Source organism: Shewanella sp. SM71 (assembly GCF_025653905.1).
Lineage (GTDB): Bacteria > Pseudomonadota > Gammaproteobacteria > Enterobacterales > Shewanellaceae > Shewanella > Shewanella oncorhynchi.
Window position 1 is genome coordinate 1 of the sequence record NZ_JAKKRW010000030.1, and the last position, 18648, is coordinate 18648.

An 18648-nucleotide genomic window follows, 5' to 3' on the forward strand; every position below is an offset into this window, starting at 1 on the left:
GAAATCTGTTATTCCAAGGCGCCGCTATAAGAATACACCTCAAGAAAGAGTCGATTGGTGCTTATATCGGTATCGACATTTAGTGGAGAATGCTTTTGGAAGAATTAAGCACTATCGAGCAATATCAACAAGATATGACAAGCTAGCAAGAAATTACGCCAGTATGGTGTCACTGGCGTTTATGTTAATGTGGCTGCCGATGTATTGCTGAACAACATTTGTACAGCAAAGATCAACAGACCCTAGTCACTTATACGTCTTCTGTAAAATCATTGAGAAGTAGACTTTAACGGCTTGCCCATATCTAAAACATTGCACGAATGACTAACCGTCAACCTGAAACGCTGCTAAATTACAGTCCTCAACTCGCACGATTAAGGAAGCGGCATGCTCAATCCTGAACACAGTTACTGGTATGACACGCTTAAAGCCATTCGTCGCTGCGGTAGAAAACTCATTGAATTTGAACTGTTATTCACCTTAGTGTCGGCGGGTATTATCGTCCCGTCTTTTGGCTGGCTACTGCGCCATCTGATTGCCAAAACGGGCAATGTCACCATTACCAATTACGACTTAATCGCCTTTGCCATGTCTCCCTATGGCTTACTGTTTATGGTCATTACTCTATTCAGCAGCTTTACCGTGTTTTTTACCCAACGTGCTGGAGTCACGATTCTCGCAGCATCTGGCTTATACGATATTCCCATTGGCCCAGTGCGGGCGCTGATTTTCGCGACTGCGCGCTTACCCGTATTTATTCGCCTTGGTAGCATTTATGCGGCTTGCTTGTTGCTGCTCAGCGTACCTTTTATCGGGCTAGGATATCTGATTTTCAGCGTGTTTCTACAGGGACACGATATTAATTACTACTTGTATTTCAAGCCTATAGACTGGTATCTCGCCTTAACGAGTATGGCCTTCTTAGCGATAATCTATGTCCTTGTTGCCTTATATCTGTGGGCCAAAGCGGCCTTTTCACTGACGATTATTGTGAGTGAAACGACCGATGCTTTGACGGCACTCAAACGCAGCTGGCAATTAAGCGCAGGCAATGAACGCCCGATTATGTGGCACGCTGCGGGTTGGTGGTTGAGGATAGGTGCTTTGGTGTATCCCTTAATACTGCTGATCTCCTGGGGAACCGATACTTTACTTGATAGGGTTACGCTGACACTTTCGGCAGAATTAGCCATATTGGCCCTGGTTTCTGCACTGATTTTTATGCTCAGTGCGGCATGGTCCTTACTCGGAATGTTTGGCGAAGCCTTTATCATATTGCTGTTATACCGCCAGCTGGGAGAAAAACCCGCAGGGTTAGAACGCCTTGGGCGACAAACGGTAAAAAGAACGTCTGAACTGTCGCTTTATACAATAAGCGGGGTGTTAATCGGCACTTTTTTAATCATGTTGGGATTAGGGGTATATGCCCTCAATAGTGAACCACAAAGGGATGACATCCTGATTACTGCCCACCGTGCTGGCGCTGCTAGGGCACCAGAAAATACCCTTGCTGCTTTGCGTTTAGCGATTGCAGAAAAGGCGGATTATGCCGAAATCGATGTGCAAACGGCATCCGATGGCACCTTAATGGTATTGCACGATGCTGATTTGATGCGCATAGCGGGCGATCCCAGGCGAGTTGCCAACCTCAGTGCGAGCGAAATGCAACAGCTTGATGCGGGGAGCTGGCACAGTGCTGCCTTTGCAGGGGAATCCGTACCAACACTACTAGAGATGCTTAATGAGGCACGCAACAAAATCGGTTTGAACATTGAGCTTAAATATAATCAAGCCGATCCCAGCTTAGCGCAGGCCGTTGTCGCCTTATTGCAACAAGAGAAAATGACACAACAAGTGGTGATTACATCACTCGAAGCAAGAGCCATTGAAGAAGTGCAACGACTCGACCCTTCCATTCACACTGGCCTTATCGTCACTCAATCCATTGGCGATCCCATTAAGGCGAATACACAATTCTTAGCGGTCAATCAATCGATTACTAACGAAAAATTTATCGCCAGAGCACACAAAGGAGGTAAGCAAGTGCATGTATGGACAGTAAATAATCCACGGCAAATGCTGCGCATGTTGGCGCTGGGAGCCGATGTGCTCATTACCGACTATCCGCAGGAAGCCGTGGAAATCCGAGAACAGTGGCTCGCGTTATCCCCTGTTGAACAAACGGCACTGCGCCTACGCTATGTTCTGTAAATTCTGCTTATTTACTCAACCTCGCCTCGAAACGCTTAGCTCTGCGTTGAAGCAACCAAAAGAGGCTTAACACCCCAAATGAAGCGGCTAAAGTGGTCAGCGTGAGTGCAAAACCTTTGAATGAAAACAGGTTTAAAGTAAAACCATCTAACACCAGTACCGCCAAGCCAAGGGGCATTTGGATAAGCACAGCGGTAAACCAATCGAAGGGAAGTTTAGGAAAGATCCTGTGGTAAGCATAAAGCACTAAACCTGCAAGCAATATCAGCAAACTCGCATCGTGAGCCGCCAACAAAAGATACTCCACACTGTTATGCGAGATGTGAGGCACCGCACTCAACATGTCCAACATATAACCTGCGCTGGCGACCAATGAGAAGCTGATAAAACTCAATAAGGCTAATAGGATACCAAAGCCAAGTGCGGGTAAATATTTCATGTAAGGTCTCTCTATTCGCAGGTGAAATAGCTGTCTCGTCTCCCGAAAACCACAGCATGCAAGGTATAAAGGAGTAAAGAGACTTTAACTACAATAGCAGCCTAAATTTCCCTTAGCTATTAAGACCATAGTCTTATGTCTACCACAAACTTGTGCGCAATAAACGAGATGAAATCCAGTATCAAGTTAGTGTTTTCTCGGATAATCAGTGGATAAGCTTTTAAAATTACTAGATTAATCAAATTTCAATCTTATCGCTTAGTGATATCACCCACAATTTGCCCATGTGTTTGGGTGAAATAGACTAGCCAATTTCACCAATAACGCTTAGGATCGGAGTTGCATTTTTTAGCCAACATATTGTGGAGTATCAAAACATTATGGGTATCAGAGCCATAGTCGTAGACACAGCAGGCACCACGACAGACCTAAACTTTATCCAAGATGTACTATTCCCCTATTCTGTCAAAGCCTTGCCAGACTTTTTAGAACAGAACCAACACAATGTATTGGTTGAAAACTGTATTTGTGACACTAAAGATATCGCCCTAGAGCCTGAGGCTGACTTAGCGCGTGTAACTGAGATCCTGCAACAGTGGGTCAACGAAGACCGTAAAGCCACGCCACTTAAAACCTTACAAGGGTTAATTTGGAAACAAGGCTATGCCCATGGCGAATTTAAGGGCCATATCTTCCCGGACTTTATTGAAGCGGTGAAACGTTTTAGCGCACAAAATCTGCGTATTTACAGTTTTTCATCCGGCTCTGTCGACGCGCAAAAACTGTTGTTCGGCCACAGTGACGGCGGCGATTTAACTGAAATGTTTAACGGCCATTTCGACACCCGCACGGGCAACAAATTAGATAAGCAGGCTTACTGCAATATCCTCAACACCATCAGCTTAAGCCCCAAACAAGTGCTATTTGTGTCTGATGTCATTGAAGAATTAAAGGCTGCCGACGCTGCGGGTATGATGACCTGCCAAATGGTTCGCGACAGCAAGCAACGCACTGGCGAGTTCCGCAAAATCAGCAGCTTCGATGAGCTGCTGATTGAATAATGCAATTATTGAATAACGTGATGGTTGAATAACACGATAGTCGACTCAGTCAGCTCAAGCTGATTTAGCCTATAAAACGAAAGCGACCTTGTGGTCGCTTTTTTATTAATTGACTCAATTGCCCTTCACCGCTAGCGGAAACGCGGCCGAGATACATTTTTCCACCTCAAAACGATAACCATAATCCGCATTCTTATCGGGTGTGATCAACAAAATCTCGTAATCATTTAATTCAATCACATTCGACTCGGCAGGCTTTTTACAACGCGAGCGGCCATTCGCTTCAAGTGAAAATGCGAACGTAGCTAGCCATTGCCGCACTAAGTACTGATATTGAGTTCGCACTGAGGCGTAGGCCTTTTTGCGATCTTCCTCTTCCAGCTCGCTGTCATCATTACTATTCTCAGCCTTGCTCGATTTATCGCTTTCAGAGTCAAGAGCAGTCTGAGTTAGCTCTACAATCGGTACCGTCAGCACATCGGTCGCATCCGGCAACCGTCCCGATTTAGGCTCGCGAGGCGCATGCTTAGCGGCTTCTTGGGGAGAGGTAATAAAGCTGCCAAATGAGGTTTCAATGCGAGTCTCTAAATCAATTAACAGGCTCAAGTGATACAAAACCACAGTCGCTAGCACGATACGGATCAAAAAAGTCGTTTTACGGAATGAAGTATGCGAGGTAAGCCGTAACGACTTGACACCCAAAGGTTTAAGCAAAAAAATCAATATTAAATAGATAGGAATAATCAACTGCAATGCCAGCAGCACGATCGCGCTTACCATCAAAAACCAAGCGGGCATATAGAGTAGAATCGCTAAGTTATGGGTGTAATTGAGATCGCTTGCTGAGACCCCAACCACTTCGTTGACTATCGCGCCAGACCAGCCCAAAGCAAAGTTGGCAATCATCGCATAAAACAGCAACAACACAGCTTTGCCCGCCAAACTGTGCCAAACCCGCTCGAACACAGGCCAAAACTCGATGGCCATAGCGATTACGGCAATCACAGCGACCAACCCCATTAACTCGCTACTAAAAGCCAATATCAAAGCAATAAGATACAGCTTTTGCGCAAAGGATAACTTAGCAACCCCTAGGATAAGACAGCGCCAGAACTTGCCCAAACCTAAACGGATGTCACTCAGTGATGGTAAACTGAGCTTTCGCAAGTATTGGCGAGCCGCCCCAATGTAACCGATTAAATTCATTATTATTTTACATTCCATTGAAATAGTAAGACGGGCAACATTTGCCACTGTAATGTGCAAAGCACAGTGATGGCAACTGTGCCACTCAATCTCGGTACATTGGTCACTTTGGCTATCTCTAGCCAAAGTCGAACGCTCTGCTTAGAGTCGAATGAAAGCTCTGCAACACCCCATCGCCAGTTTAAATCCAACTAAAATGAACTTGAGAGGAAATCAAAGCGGCCTTATCGTCACTTTTACAAATCAATAAACCTGACTCAGGACTAACTAAACGACGCTTAACTCCCGCTCAGAAAATACGGTTTTAGCGACAAACATGCCATTAAGTGCAGCAGGAAAGCCAGCATAAACCGACATTTGCAATATCACCTCAACAATTTCCTGCGGCGTACAACCCACATTCAATGCGCCATTAATATGTACGTTTAACTGTGGCTGGCAATGCCCTAGCGCCGTGAGTGCGGCAACTGTCACTAGCTCCCGCGTCTTAAGGTCGAGCCCTTCACGCTGATAAATATCCCCAAAAGGATATTCAATAATGTAATTGCCTAAGTCAGGGCAAATATCGGCAAGACTGCGGATGACTTTCTCCCCCGCCTCACCGTCGATTTCAGTCAGTTTAGCGAGGCCCTGCACATATCTTTGATTACTCATTTTTAGCTCCTGTTGGATTAAATCACAGCAAGCAGCCTAAACCTTAGAGTTAACTCTAAGTCAATGGTTCATTGATGGATGACACAGGCAATGCGGATCAGTAAAACTAACCCTCTGTTTAACTCGCCGACTAGAGGCGCAAGCAAATAGAAAAGTAAATAATATTAGCTTTTTAGCATTTAACCACAAATGTTAGCGACTGAGCTTAGCCACTAAAAATGAGTTTGGTAATAGTGAATTTTTTGCTTAAGGGCAGCCAAATGCTCCTGCTCTTGGCGAATACGCTCAGCCAATTGTGTTGCATGTTGCTCGAGCAACTGCTGTCGCTGGCCAGCGGTTGCATCGCCTTGAACACGCAACTCGGCATAGGTCAATATCTGCTTTAACGGCATGCCCGTTTCTTTTAAGCGATTGATAAACCCAATCCATTCCGATTCTTTCGCCGCATAATCACGATGCCCGCTGCCATTTCGAACGACAGGCTGCAGTAGGCCAATTTTCTCGTAATATCTGAGCGTATGCGCCGACAGTCCTGTGAGTACAGCAAACTGACCTATATTCATAATCTAACGATCCGCAGGATGGTTAACGCCATCATTCGTGGGCACATTTTCGAGATCGAATGGGTTAACCCCTTCGAGGCAACCAATGTTGTAACCATACTCATGGGGATTGGAACGTCGCTGGTGATGGGTGTAAATACCGCAGATAGAGCAGAAGTAGTGTTTGGCAGTTTTGGTATTGAATTCATAGAGTTTCAGCGCATCCTCACCCTTGAGGATCTTAATCCCCGCCAGCGGCACAGAGCCAACCATTGCGCCCTTACGGCGACAGATAGAGCAATCGCAACGGCGTGGATTTTCGATGCCATTAGGCAATGACAACTCCAATACCACGGCACCGCAATGGCAGGACGCTCTGTGTTTTGGCTGAATAAGAGTATTGCCCACTTGTTTAATCACGCCCCACTCCTTGTTTCGCTAGATTCTATAAACCTAAATTCCCCAGCCGCTGCACCAACGCCCGCCATTGTTGCAATTGCGGCTCCTTAGCACTCATCACTGGCCCCAACATATTGGACTTAGCACGCTTAAAACCACTAAAAACTAAGGTGGCGGTATCAAGCTGTTTCAGCGCGGGAGCGCCTTGAAACCACTTGTAATACCAAGGCGGCGTGTCCATAGTCATGATAATTCGCGAAGTTTTATGGCGCAGCAACTTAGCGGGTATCAATTTACCTTTCTCATATTGAAATGCAAATCCAGATAAAAATGTCCTATCGATTAAGCCTTTAAACTTAGCAGGAATACCGCCCCACCAAATCGGTGTGACAATCACCACATGCTCCGCCCACTGGATATTCGCTTGAAACGTCTGCAAATCGGCTTCGAGTAGCTGAGGTTGACGATAACCATAGCTCAGATTCGGGTCAAAATTCAGCTCAACTAGTTTGACGATTCTCACTGAGTGTTTATCTGCCGCCGCTTGGGCATAGGTTTCAGCCAGATGCTCACAAAAACTCTGCGCCTTAGGATTACCACAGATCACTAAAATCTTTTTTGCCACGATGAAACTCCATAACAGTCAATGTGACAAATAGCATAAACTCTGCCCCTAAGGGGAGAGTCAAGACCTAAGGTAACAGCTGCGACTCACAGGAGGTGAGCCCATCAATACAGGCATCTAACTGAGTGACTTTATGTTCTAACTCACTTATCTGGCGTAAAAAATCCGCTTTTATACCCAACAAAAAAGCCTGCACTGTGGCTAACTGAGCATGCTTATCGCCTTGTTCGAGTAAATCTTTTAGTTGGACAAGCTTAATGCCGAGGGCTTTGGCCTCTTTGATCAGCAACAACAGCCTAATATCCGCCGCACTATAAATACGATAACGCCCCTGACGTGCGGGAGTGTCGATTAGCCCCCACTCCTCATACAAGCGAATCGCTTTTATCGACAGCCCAGTTTGCTTTGCCGCTTGTCCAATATACATAGCTCAACCTAACCCTTTAAAGACATTACTCATATCGGCATTGCTTGCCATTATCAGCCACAGTATCAGCTTAGGCCAAGACTTGTCGCAGCAATCTTATGCTGCTAGTCTGGCCGCTTAAACGAGCGTTTTAACTTGGGATTTTTATCATGGGATTTAAACAACAGTTGCAAGAAGGTGTACAAGAACAGGCAATGGAAAAGTTTCTCGCACAGCACCCCATAGTCACAGAAATCCCCGTTGCATGGGGTGAAATGGATGCCCTACAACACGTAAATAATGTGGTGTATTTCCGCTATTTTGAAACGGCACGTATCGACTTTTTCAATCGCCTCTTCCCGCTAGATACCCTGTATAAATCCGGCATTGGCCCCGTAATCAGCGAAAATCAGGCTCGCTATAAACGCCCAGTGACTTTCCCCGATACTTTATTGGTAAGTGTCAGCATTAGCGATATTCACAGCGATAGATTTACCATGCATTATCAGGCTTTTAGTAAACAGCAGCAGGCAGTAACGACGTTAGGTACTTCAGTCGCGGTGATGTTTAACTTTAAAACGGGCAAAAAAGCTGAGTTACCGGCAGACCTACTGGCGATTCTCAAACAGCACGAAGTCGCTTAAGCTATTCAAATCGACAACGAATTGCCATCACACTTTAGGCCATACCTTGAGGGAAGCATGTATGTCAGATAACGAAAATATCGAGATAGCCATTGAACATCAACAGGATAGACAGCGTTTTATTATCCCTGTCGACGGCTATGAAGCCGTGTTGGAATACCGATTATCAGGCAAGGATATCGATTTTAGCCGCACCTTTGTCCCCAACGAACTGCGCGGTAAAGGCCTTGCCGAACGCTTAGTGCGCCACGGCTTAAAGTGGGCCAAAAGCCAAGACTTTACTATCCAAGCCAGCTGCTGGTATGTACAGAAGTTTTTAAAATAGGCAGATTTAAGAACAAGTTCGCTAAATCCAATAAACAGGGTAATGGCGCTTGGGATCGGTGGAAAGGTTATTGACCACCAGCGCGACCAGTAAGAGTAATACTGAGCCGAGGAACACTGGCATTAACGCGTAAAGAAAGCCAAGTTGATGCACGTTTTCACCGCCAATCACGGCAATCAATGCCGTTGCGCCGCCCGGAGGATGAAGAGTGCGAGTCAGGTACATGAATGCGATAGACAGGGATACCGCTAAGGCGCTCGCCAGCACCACATAATCGCCACACACTTGGTACACTGCGACCCCAATTAAGGCCGATAACACACTGCCACCAATCAAGTTACGCGGCTGAGAAAACTCCGCCAGCGGTGCACCGTACACTAGCACTGCCGACGCGCCGAACGAGCCAATGACAAACATAGTGTCGACGAGGTTTTCACTCATATAATTTGCGAGACTCGCGACCAAGTAAATGCCACAGAAAGCCCCAACCCATGACCACACAATCTTTTTAAGTGGCTGTCTTGGTGGACAAATGTCCTTCGATCGCATGCGGGTAAAATAGAATCTCATGGTTAATCCGAACCGATAAAAATTAAGCAATACAGATAAGTGATCTGCATCACAGTTAGCGGGTCGACAAATTAACCCTTCAGCAGCGCAATTGCAATTACGCTGACCGAAAGAGTAAGCAGACTAAGCACTTTCACCATTCAGATTAGCGAGCATTTCGCGGATTTCTTCAGGAATCGGGCGGCTTTTTTCACTGCTGTAATCGTAATGTACGAGTGTGGTTTTTACTTCGGCTGTCTTGTTGCCCGCTTGCCAACAGGTTTGGGTCAGCTCGAAGCTGCTATTACCGATACGGCTGACATAGGTTTTTACTGTGACACTCTTGCCATAGTAAGTCGGCGCGATAAATGCCACGGTAAACCCCGCGACGATTAAGTTCCACTGATGTAAATCCAGCTCAGGATTAAAAATCTCAAAGATTGGCGTGCGCGCCGCTTCACACCATACGGGGATAACAGTGTTGTTGATATGACCTAGGCCGTCGGTTTCAGTAAATCTTGGATTGATTTCGAGACTGTATTCTGTGGCTGACATGCAAACTTCCTTTTTATTATTTTATAACTGGAAGAGCGTGGTGATTATCGCAATGAAACCAAACCACCAAACTCATCCATTATCCTAAGCCAAACAGGTTCTAGCCACTAGCCCAAACCTAGCATTTTAAAACTGACAACTCGCCGTTTCTGGGGTTTGCTTGCCGTTAGCATCGTACTTTTTAAGGCATCCAGCCTTACCCATATCATACATTTTCTCGTATTCTAACTTGCCATTTTTATAAGACTTATACACCCCATGAGTTTTTGGGTTCTCTAAGTGGTAAATCTTACGGCCCTTAGTGATATGTGAGTAATCGGCAAAACCCGGCTCTTCGGAATAGATGACACCGTTAATGTAGCGCTTGTGTACCACATGCTGTTCATCGATACGCAGCATTTCATTCGCTATCTTGCCATTCATGTCGTAACACACTTTATCCACGGCATAATTGCTATCGAGGTCTTCAATACAACTCACGGCACCATTATCAAAGTACTCGCGCTGTATACCGCAGCGCGCAATGGCGTTATCCCAGAAATAAGGTTCACCGTTCCAGGTTTCGCCTTCTTGCTGGCAGTAGTTCCACAGGCTTCTTAATTGCCCATTGGGATAGAAACTGTAATGGGGGCCAGAGACACGGTTATTCACTTGGTGACCATATCGGGAGAGTGAGTAACCACCATCAGTGGAATAACTGATACTTGGGCCGTATTCCTTACCCGCTTTGTACGTTTTTAAATTTAATAAACGGCCATTTGAATCAAACTGATATTCTTTATCTACAGCACCATTGGTGTAATAAGCCAATTTATACAAGGAGCCGCTGCTATGATATTCGCGCTGCTCACCGTGTTTTATCGATGAAATTGCTTCATTTTTGCCATTAATCACCCCTTCACAATCATCTGAGTAGGGATTCTCACGCATAATACATTCATCGTGCGAAGGCTTAAGCGTCACCGCTTCATTGAATTTATAACTCGTTAGTTCAGTCAGCTCACCGTTCTGGGGATTAAAGCGCATTTGCTGACCATCCAACTCTCCTTGGCGGTAGTTAGCGATATCCACCACGACATTCGGACTTGAATACCAAATACTCTGACCATTAAGGCGACCCTGCTCATAATGACGGGTATTAAACATCAGATTATTTTTGTCGAATGATTTAGACTCTCCTTGACGTAAGCCATTGACATAGCTCACTTCGGTACGAGTCCCATCTTCGGCTTTAAATACCCAAAGGCCAGTGCGTTTTCCTGCAAGATAGGCGCCTTCACCTACTTGATCACGGAAATGTCCGCTCGTCACTTTATCGACCCAAGCGCCTTGCTTCACACCCTTTTGATATTGGCCTTTGCTGCCATCAGCCTCAAGCCACTCGCCATCTTTTACGCCATTAAGATAAATACCTTTTGCCACTAATCGCTTATCGCCTTCTGCACTGGAGTCATAATCGGGCTCATAGACTTCGTAGGGGCCGTCGAGCACATCCTGATTGTAATGGGCAAAACCAAAGTTATCGGCCTCATCGAACATCGACTGTGCAATCCATTTACCTTGCTTTTTACCGTCAAGATATTCGCCTTCCCAATAAATGGCTTGGTTCTCTGTCTCCATCCACTTACCGACTTTTTTGCCCTGTTTGTAGTTACCAGAGTAAACCACGCTACCATTGCGACCATCGTAGGCTGCATACGGGCCATCAAGCACGCCTTGGGCATAATGACTTTCACTGGCAAGCCCTGCCCAAGTACTCGCCATGCTCATACTCATAAAATCGTAGGATGGGCCAGTTTTAGGGATCACGGCACCACCACTTTTAAGCCAATCAAAGTCATCGGCCTCAAAGGCCACGCTCACCAATACAAAACTGCCGTCTTCTTCGCTATAACCACTGCGATCAAAGGTGGTCACTAAGCTATATTGGCGCTCAATCCCTTGGGCATCTTTATCTTTGCGAGTGAGTGGATAACGTAATTTATATTCGACGGCGGTCTTCACATCGACGGGTGAACCTTCGGAATTACGATAACCCACTAAGGTCGGCTTGAGCTTAGTAGAACCATCGACAATCGCTTTAATGGCGGGATCTTCAATCGCGTCAACATCATAGGTCATACGATATTGTTGCGGCGGAATTTGGCTTAACACTTTACGAACGCTACCCACGGTAAACGAGGTTAAGGTTGGTGCGACTTCATCGAGCACAACCTGTAGACGGGGAAGTTTTGTGAGATCATCCCCTTCAAAACCATAGCCCCGTAAATGCTGACCATCGGCATCTTTAAGCATGACAACCACTTCTTTGGTGCCACCTTTATCAAAATCGAGGTAAAAAACCGCAACCACTTCAGCAGAACCATAATCATCAAGACGTACGCCGGGCGCATCGCCATAGAGCATTTCGCCCCACACTTTATGATCTTTTTGATAGAAATTGAGCCATTGCCCGTTAGGCAAGTCCACTGGGCCATGGACGATTTTGTCGTAATCCTCAGCGTCAGCTGCAGGAATGACAGTTAAAGAAGATAACAACACCGCACTCGCTGCAGTGAATAAACTACGAATCGAAAGTTCCATTTAACTACACCTTTTATACCGACGCCTCGCGCCTCATGCGCACCAGTAAACGGGGCGAATTTTAAGCGAAGAAAAGCACTTCAGGAAGTAGTAGATAAAAAAAAGGCCGCTTCTGCGGCCTTTAGCAACAACAAGTTAACAATTAGTTGTTGTACATAGCATTTATTTCATGGGCATATTTATGGTAAATCATCTTGCGGCGCAGCTTGAGCGTTGGGGTGATTAAACCCGCTTCCATCGAAAACGCTTCAGGCAACAGAGTGAACTTTTTAATCTGTTCAAAACCGGCCAACTCATGCTGTAACTGCTTTAAGCGTTGCTCAAAATGCTCAACCACATGACTATGGCGCAGCAATTCTAAAGGTGACTCATACTTCAGCCCTTTGTCCTTCGCCCACGCTTCCAGTGACTCAAACGCTGGCACAATCAAAGCGGTCACATAGTTACGCGCATCGGCAATAATCGCCACTTGCTCGATAAAAGGACAACAGCCTACGGCGCCTTCAACCCTTTGCGGCGCGATATATTTACCGTTGGAGGTCTTCATCAATTCTTTAATACGATCGGTAATAAATAAATTGCCGTTCGCATCGAAACGCCCTGCATCGCCGGTTTTTAACCAACCATCCTCAAACGCAGCGGCGGTATCTTCAGGACGATTGTAATAGCCGCGCATCACAGTAGCGCCGCGGACTAAAATCTCATCGTCCTTACCTAGCTTAATTTCGGTTTCCAGCAAAGGTTGTCCATTGGAACCCGGCACTCGATTACCTAAGGTATTGCAGGTCACAGTCGCGTTAGTTTCTGTCATACCATACCCACAAAGTACTGGAATATTAATCGCATGGAAGAAACTACCGACATTCACATCTAAGGCTGCGCCACCGCAAGGCATAAACTTCAAACGGCCACCAAGCACAGCCTGCAGCTTGCTATACACCAGCTTGTGCGCCAAACGCCATTGCAGCGACAACCACAATCCCCCCTTAGCACGACCTTGGCCAACTTCGAACTGACGTTGGCCAACGCGCATCGCCCAAGCAAACAACTTCTTACGACCGTCGGCTGATTTGGCGACTTTATCTTGTACGGCGCTATACACTTTTTCGAGGAAACGCGGCACCACACACAAGGTATGTGGACGCACGGCGCTAATCGCCTCTTTCACTCTTTGGGTATTTTGCAGATAGACGTTATGGCCGCCACGGCACAAGACGTAGAAACTCCAACTGCGCTCAAATACATGGCTCAATGGCAAAAATGCCAAAGACACATCGCCAGAATGGAAGGCCAGTTTTTGATCGTGCTGGCGTATGGTAGACGCCATATTACGGTAATCCAGCATCACGCCCTTAGGATCGCCCGTCGTGCCGGAGGTATAAATTAAGGTCAGTAAATCATCGAGATTTGCAGCTTGTAAACGCTGATTAAGCTCGGCTTCTTGCTCAATGTTTAACTGAGTGTCACCCGCCAGTAGGGTATCTAGATGCCAATGCTGATTGGCCTTATCGGCAGCGAGTGTCACGCTGGCATCGAATACAATCACATGCTCTAGGCTTGGGCATAAGGCTTGCAACTCACACGCCATGGCGTATTGCTTAGCGTCGTCGACAAAAATCACTTTAGCGGTGGCGTCGTTAACGATAAAGCTCGCCTGTTCGACGGTACTGGTGGGATAAATTGGCACTACAACGGCGCGAGTTTTGAGAGTGCCGACATCGGCACAAGTCCACTGCGGGCAGTTTTGCGCCAGAATAACGCAACGGTCTTGCACTTGTACGCCAAGTTCGATCAACACTTGTGCAATTTTACTGCTGATTTGGTCGAAGGCTTGCCAACTCACCTGATACCAAGGAGCGGCCATTTCAAAACCTTCCAGCGCTACTGCGTCTTTTAAAGACTCGCTCTGCTGCTGTAGTAGTCGAATAACATGATATTGATCGAGAGACATAAGAGACTCACCTTTTTAGCTTACAAGTGTACCGCTTTTGCAGCATTCTACCTGAAGGCCAAATAAAAACTAAGAGTTTTTGCTCTAATGTTGTGCAAATGTCGCCCAAATCACGCTGTAAATAGCCTTTAGCAGCGTACCACTCTTAGTAGCACTTACTTGCCAGAGCGAACAAAATTTAATCTCGAAACGTCAACATGCCCTCATAACATCGCCCTTCCAGAGGGTTTTCTTGCCCCAAATCAGTACCGCTTGCCCCAGCAGTATTAAGAGTAGATCCCATAGCAACCAATTAGTTAAATTGCCGCCATCACGTAAAGAGGTAAGGCTGATGGACACCCACAGGGAATGCCCCGCGACGACCATCATAGTAAGCGTGATATGCAAAACTCGGCGACACATACAGCCAAAACCTAACGTCAAAGCGCAGGCCCAGTAAGTGCTGAGCACGAGATGACCCACTAACTGCATATTCAGATCACCATTGAGCCAGCCCAACAGCAGACTACACGTCAGCATAATGCCGACGACCACATTCAGGAGTCTTTGCTGTCCAAGGCAAAATGCCGCTATGAGTCCTTTTCGACCATCAAACCCTGGCATCAACAATAAGGTTTCTGTCGAGCGCGAGCGTTGCACTCGGCTCCAATGCACCAACGAACAACTAATCACGCTGAACTGCGCCAAAAACAATAATACAGGGGCGTTCCAATGAAATTGATGCGACAACAGCCCAAGCACTAAGGCTAATATAGGCAGTAATAACAATAGAATGGTGAGCATAGGGCCAATAAAGAAATTGGTCGGATGCAAATAACGCTCGAAGCGACTCAAGATACGCATGGATTGCAGATTCGGCAGCCAAAACCAGCCCATTTCGAGACCATTGAGATATACCGTCCTCGCCTCAGCACGCCAAGGTAAAACACCGCATGCACGCGCAATCAGCATACCTAAAATCAGCAGGGCAATCGCACTTAGCCAAAGAGGAATGTGCTCTGCAATCAATGGGATAAATGGCATTAAGACAAAAAGTAAAAACGAAGCATAAAACCACTGAGTGCTGAGTAAACAAAGCCAAATAAAAGTTAAACTCATCACCAAAGCCAGCACTAAGCTCGCTAGGCTAGCCGTCAAACCTAAAGCCAAACAGAACAAGACTCCTATGCCAAAAACGCTGACTAAAACAGTGACACTTTGAATGTAGATATGGCGACGATAATGGGGAATTAACTGTGCACATTCATTCGCCATCAGACGTATGAGTTGCCATGCAACCGCCGCCGAGCTTGAGATAATCCCCATAGAAAACAACAGTTCAGCACTGTCATTTTTACCATAAACCGCGGCGATACAAGCTAAGATCACCCCCAGTATAGCCGTACCTAAAAAGCTCACACTGCCGATATCAAAACACCAAAAGCGCAGCATGCCCTTGAAAGGATTCATTCGTTGACTCGTTATTTTGCCCTTCGCGACTTGTATCTGCTTATGGTGCGCCGCACTCATCTGTGTAGCTCCATAAACAGTTGCTCCAAGTTTAAAGCTTCATTCTTTAACACGCCTGATATTGACGCGCTGTGCTCACCTAGATCCACCAGCACCGAATCGCCAACACGGTTCAGCACAGTAATTGACTCGGGCAACACAGTTTCGGGAGCGAGTGTTAACAAACGCACTTCTTCACGCAGGGCATCAATTTCCTTAAACAGCACTAACTCACCCTGTTTTATCAGTGCGACATGGCTGGCAACTCGCTCTAGATCTGAGGTGATATGGGATGAAAACAGCACGGCAGAGCCAGATTCGAGGGCGAGATCGAACAAATCAACCATAAACTTGCGCCGGACTATAGGGTCGAGGCTGGCAACGGGCTCATCGAGGATTAACAACTCAGGGCGATAGGCCATCGCCATAATTAACGCTAATGATTGCCTTTGCCCAACCGATAAACGCTGCACCTGTTGGGTCACATCTAACTCGAAACGTACCAACCAATCTTGCTCTAATTGCATGTCCCAATTGGGATAAAAGCTGCGGTGTAAATCAAGGGCGCGTTCAATGGTAAAACCTTCATAACCAAAAGGTTGCTGCGGTACATAACCTAAACGCTCCTTTGCCTTTGAGGTTAAGTTTGCGGGCGTTTCGCCTAAAGTAACAATACTGCCAGAATCCGGTGTGAGCACACCTAAGGCGCAGCGCATTAGGGTTGATTTACCCGCCCCATTTTGCCCCAATAACCCCACCACCATACCCGCCGACAAAGTTAACGATAAATCCTTAAGCGCCCACTTTTCACCTGCGCCTTTACCGCGAAAGACTTTATTCACTCGGTTAAATTCAAGTATTGACGTGCGCTTTTGGTCCATCGAATTTCATCCTTTTTATTCTATTTATCGGTACATTACTTTCTAATCTTGCCAGCGCTCATTTAGCAGTTGCAGCAACTCGGGCAAGCTGACACCTAACTGCTTTGCCTGCGACAGCAGGGCATCAAGCTGGGGTTCAAGCAGGCTAATACCCGATGTCATAGTCTCAGTTCGCAACGCAACTTTTGTCGCTTGGCCACGGCGGCGTTCGAGCCAACCTTGGTCAACCAACTGTTGAATAGCGCGGGAAACTGTCATGGGATTTACCGCTAAATGCTCGGCAATCTGTCGCACTGAGGGTAATACGTCTTCCACTTGCAGTTGACCGCCCACAATTAAACGCACGACTTGTTCGTGTAATTGTTTGTAAATGGGTTCACCACTGCTGGGGTTGACATTTAAAAGTTCTAACATTAGCCTTTACACACTGTATTAATACATTGATACACCGATACACTGGTATTTAAATTAACATACTCGTCCTGAAATGCAAAAAGGAAAGCGCGCATGATAGATAGCATGACACACAGGAAGTTAAGCAACACAGTTCAACGCCTTGTGCCAACTCAGCCACGCCATGGTGCCACATGGCGCACGCGTACTTTGAGAATGAGCGCCCTCATACTGGCAATGGCAAGTACGGCGACGTGGGCGAGTGATGTTAAAAGCCAAGAGACACAAACGACGGCAGATATCGCGAATAAGACCGACACTTGTTATGTAGAAGGCGTTTCCGATCGCCTAAACTGCGGTTTTGTGACTGTGCCAGAAAACCCTAACAAACCCGATGGCAAACAGATCCAAGTACATTACGTTGTTTTGCCTGCGGTGAAAAATGCCAACCATGAAGAAGCCTTGCTAGCGATTGCCGGCGGCCCAGGACAATCGGCCATAGAGAACGCGGCAGGTTTCGATGCCATGCTGAGCAAAGTCCGCCAACAGCGGGATATTTTACTGATCGATCAAAGGGGCACTGGCCGTTCGAATGTACTGGCCTGCGATGAAGGTGCTCAATCTCCACTGTCCTTCGATGACGATAATGTCGATACCTTAGCCGAAACGCAAAAATGCTTAGCCAAAATTGATGCCGACGTGACCCAATATGGCAGCCTCAATGCGATTAAAGACTTCGAAGCCGTGCGAGCGCACTTAGGCTATAAAAAACTGCATATTTACGGCATCTCCTACGGCACTCGCATGGCACAACTTTACATGCGTTTATATCCAGAGCACTTAGCCACAGTGACCTTAGACGGCATAGTGCCCATGCAGCAAAGCGTATTAGAAATTGGCTCTGCGATTGATCGTGGCTTCGACTTATTGTTTAAGGATTGCCAAGCAACTGTCGCCTGTAACAGTCAATTTCCCCAGTTAAAGGCAGACTTTGAGCGAGTCGACGCTAAGCTCGCCACAGGCCCTGTGATGGAAAACGTTTACGATCCCGTCACGGGCGAAAAAACCATGTTGACCATGACGCGCGGTAAATTCTCTGGCTCGATCCGCATGGCACTGTATCAAGCCAATGTGCGCGCCCTCTTGCCCCATGCGATTCATCAAGCATCGAAAAACAACTTCCAACCCACACTCGGCCTCTATGCCCTCACTATCGACAATGCTGGCATGGCGATGGGCATGCATGCCTCTGTGGTCTGTGGCGAAGATATGCACCGCATTACCCCAATCATGCGCGAGCAGGCCAAAAAATCCTTTATGGGCAGAACCATGCTCGAAGGCTTAGAGGCGACTTGTTCAGTATGGAAAGTCCCTGCGGTCGATGACAGCTTTAGCGAGCCCATTAACAGCAACATTCCGACCTTGTTGTTATCCGGCGAAATCGACCCCGCCACCCCACCAAGCTGGGGCGAGTTAGCCATGGAAAAACTCACCAATGCCAAACACTTTGTCGCTCCTTATGCGACCCACAGTGTGGCCTATCAATCCTGCGCCAATAACCTGATTGCCGATCTCGTCCGCTCGGGCTCAGTCAACGATCTCGACGGCGAATGTTTGAATAAAGATGTGCGCCGTAGCTTTTATTTAAATGCCAGCTCGGTGGAACCGCTTAATGCGACCAGCACAAAAACCACGACAACAGATGATCACGCCAGCACTGGAGCTAAGGAATAAGC

General features: G+C 46.7%; 20 protein-coding genes. 6 read left to right on the forward strand and 14 right to left on the reverse strand.

Annotated features, from left to right (window positions below; translation table 11 throughout):
- Together L5L97_RS21455 and L5L97_RS21460 are read left to right on the forward strand one after the other, a co-directional pair.
- On the forward strand, positions 1–211 hold a 211-nt coding region (locus tag L5L97_RS21455; RefSeq protein WP_263163063.1), incomplete at its 5' end, for a transposase.
- Between the two features lie 176 nt (positions 212–387).
- A complete protein-coding gene (locus L5L97_RS21460; protein WP_263183917.1) occupies positions 388–2211 on the forward strand; it encodes a glycerophosphodiester phosphodiesterase in 1824 nt (607 codons plus the stop codon).
- Between the two features lie 7 nt (positions 2212–2218).
- On the opposite strand, the gene L5L97_RS21465 is transcribed toward L5L97_RS21460, so the two are convergent.
- Entirely contained in the window at positions 2219–2650 is a 432-nt protein-coding gene (locus L5L97_RS21465; RefSeq protein WP_113941233.1) for a hypothetical protein, read from the reverse strand.
- A 380-nt stretch (positions 2651–3030) separates the two neighbouring features.
- Here L5L97_RS21465 and mtnC point away from each other — a divergent pair, with 380 nt between their 5' ends.
- The gene (mtnC, locus tag L5L97_RS21470) at positions 3031–3711 is read left to right on the forward strand and encodes an acireductone synthase (RefSeq protein WP_105253037.1); all 681 of its coding nucleotides are present in this window, start codon (positions 3031–3033) and stop codon (positions 3709–3711) included.
- 114 nt (positions 3712–3825) lie between these two features.
- Here mtnC and L5L97_RS21475 read toward each other — a convergent pair whose 3' ends face one another.
- The 6 genes from L5L97_RS21475 to L5L97_RS21500 form a co-directional block, all read right to left on the reverse strand.
- Complete coding sequence (locus L5L97_RS21475) at positions 3826–4917, reverse strand: hypothetical protein (RefSeq protein WP_263173715.1); 1092 nt, start codon at positions 4915–4917, stop codon at positions 3826–3828.
- A 267-nt stretch (positions 4918–5184) separates the two neighbouring features.
- A complete protein-coding gene (locus L5L97_RS21480; protein WP_263173714.1) occupies positions 5185–5571 on the reverse strand; it encodes a carboxymuconolactone decarboxylase family protein in 387 nt (128 codons plus the stop codon).
- 212 nt (positions 5572–5783) lie between these two features.
- A complete protein-coding gene (locus L5L97_RS21485) occupies positions 5784–6134 on the reverse strand; it encodes a MerR family transcriptional regulator (protein ID WP_263183918.1) in 351 nt (116 codons plus the stop codon).
- Positions 6135–6137: 3 nt separating this feature from the next.
- Positions 6138–6533 carry a GFA family protein gene (locus L5L97_RS21490; RefSeq protein WP_105250932.1) on the reverse strand — a complete coding sequence of 132 codons (396 nt, stop codon included), beginning with the start codon at positions 6531–6533 and terminating at the stop codon, positions 6138–6140.
- 25 nt (positions 6534–6558) lie between these two features.
- The gene (locus L5L97_RS21495) at positions 6559–7137 is read right to left on the reverse strand and encodes an NAD(P)H-dependent oxidoreductase (protein WP_263183919.1); all 579 of its coding nucleotides are present in this window, start codon (positions 7135–7137) and stop codon (positions 6559–6561) included.
- 67 nt (positions 7138–7204) lie between these two features.
- A complete protein-coding gene (locus L5L97_RS21500) occupies positions 7205–7564 on the reverse strand; it encodes a MerR family transcriptional regulator (RefSeq protein ID WP_105250930.1) in 360 nt (119 codons plus the stop codon).
- A gap of 194 nt (positions 7565–7758) precedes the next feature.
- On the opposite strand from L5L97_RS21500, the gene L5L97_RS21505 reads away from it, so the two are divergent.
- Both L5L97_RS21505 and L5L97_RS21510 read left to right on the forward strand, forming a co-directional pair.
- Positions 7759–8187, forward strand: a complete 429-nt coding sequence (locus L5L97_RS21505) for an acyl-CoA thioesterase (protein ID WP_263183949.1) — start codon at positions 7759–7761, stop codon at positions 8185–8187.
- Between the two features lie 61 nt (positions 8188–8248).
- Positions 8249–8512 (forward strand): GNAT family N-acetyltransferase, encoded by a 264-nt coding sequence (locus L5L97_RS21510; RefSeq protein ID WP_263183920.1) that lies wholly within the window; start codon positions 8249–8251, stop codon positions 8510–8512.
- A 21-nt stretch (positions 8513–8533) separates the two neighbouring features.
- Here L5L97_RS21510 and L5L97_RS21515 read toward each other — a convergent pair whose 3' ends face one another.
- The 7 genes from L5L97_RS21515 to L5L97_RS21545 form a co-directional block, all read right to left on the reverse strand.
- Positions 8534–9082, reverse strand: a complete 549-nt coding sequence (locus L5L97_RS21515) for an HPP family protein (protein ID WP_131524567.1) — start codon at positions 9080–9082, stop codon at positions 8534–8536.
- 123 nt (positions 9083–9205) lie between these two features.
- Positions 9206–9616 carry an acyl-CoA thioesterase gene (locus L5L97_RS21520; RefSeq protein ID WP_263183921.1) on the reverse strand — a complete coding sequence of 137 codons (411 nt, stop codon included), beginning with the start codon at positions 9614–9616 and terminating at the stop codon, positions 9206–9208.
- 126 nt (positions 9617–9742) lie between these two features.
- Complete coding sequence (locus L5L97_RS21525; RefSeq protein WP_263183922.1) at positions 9743–12199, reverse strand: toxin-antitoxin system YwqK family antitoxin; 2457 nt, start codon at positions 12197–12199, stop codon at positions 9743–9745.
- A gap of 142 nt (positions 12200–12341) precedes the next feature.
- Positions 12342–14150: an AMP-dependent synthetase/ligase gene (locus tag L5L97_RS21530; protein WP_198573882.1), complete on the reverse strand. Its 1809-nt coding sequence runs from the start codon at positions 14148–14150 to the stop codon at positions 12342–12344.
- Positions 14151–14342: 192 nt separating this feature from the next.
- A complete protein-coding gene (locus tag L5L97_RS21535) occupies positions 14343–15659 on the reverse strand; it encodes a VIT1/CCC1 transporter family protein (protein ID WP_263183923.1) in 1317 nt (438 codons plus the stop codon).
- Positions 15656–16519 carry an ABC transporter ATP-binding protein gene (locus tag L5L97_RS21540; protein WP_263183924.1) on the reverse strand — a complete coding sequence of 288 codons (864 nt, stop codon included), beginning with the start codon at positions 16517–16519 and terminating at the stop codon, positions 15656–15658. Before L5L97_RS21540 ends, L5L97_RS21535 begins: the two co-directional genes overlap by 4 nt.
- Before the next feature lie 42 nt (positions 16520–16561).
- Complete coding sequence (locus L5L97_RS21545) at positions 16562–16933, reverse strand: GntR family transcriptional regulator (RefSeq protein WP_263183925.1); 372 nt, start codon at positions 16931–16933, stop codon at positions 16562–16564.
- Between the two features lie 93 nt (positions 16934–17026).
- On the opposite strand from L5L97_RS21545, the gene L5L97_RS21550 reads away from it, so the two are divergent.
- Positions 17027–18646 carry an alpha/beta hydrolase gene (locus L5L97_RS21550; RefSeq protein WP_263183926.1) on the forward strand — a complete coding sequence of 540 codons (1620 nt, stop codon included), beginning with the start codon at positions 17027–17029 and terminating at the stop codon, positions 18644–18646.
- The last annotated feature ends 2 nt before the right edge of the window (positions 18647–18648 follow it).